Here is a 462-nt window from a genome sequence, read left to right on the forward strand (position 1 = left end):
CAAAGTGCTGGGCTTTTTATATCAGATAACCATGAGTTACTTGGGGTTTAGGCGTTTAGATGCTTTGCTTATGCCACTCTAAGGTTCGCGAAGAAAACCGGGTACCTTTGCCTAATGTATCGTTGTTCAGCCACCATATCTTTGAAACTCGGGCCTTGTGATAACAGAACGATCACTTCATCGCCTTCTTGTCTCAATACAGAACCACGAATATCAATGCTGTTATTACCATGCAACCATAAAGTGCCTGCCATGGAGTAGCCTCGATAGACCGGGATGATGTTACTCATCATCAAGCGCACGCCTTTTTCAGAAACTTCACTGACATGAAAAAGTTCATCTTTGATTCGTATCACCGGGCGCGCCTTTTTGGGATACTTCAGGCGGTAATACTCACGTTTCTGGGTGAATGACTCTTCACTCATTGATGACTCCCTGTCTCTATTTTTATTTATAAAAAAC

Annotated in this window: 1 protein-coding gene; it reads right to left on the bottom strand. The window is 42.9% G+C overall.

All coding sequences use genetic code 11. The features are described from left to right. Positions 1–68: 68 nt before the first annotated feature. Positions 69–425 carry a hypothetical protein gene (locus tag AB4496_RS28405; RefSeq protein WP_009846450.1) on the bottom strand — a complete coding sequence of 119 codons (357 nt, stop codon included), beginning with the start codon at positions 423–425 and terminating at the stop codon, positions 69–71. Positions 426–462 lie beyond the last annotated feature (37 nt).

It is taken from the genome of Vibrio sp. 10N.222.46.A1 (assembly GCF_041473595.1).
Lineage (GTDB): Bacteria > Pseudomonadota > Gammaproteobacteria > Enterobacterales > Vibrionaceae > Vibrio > Vibrio tasmaniensis_A.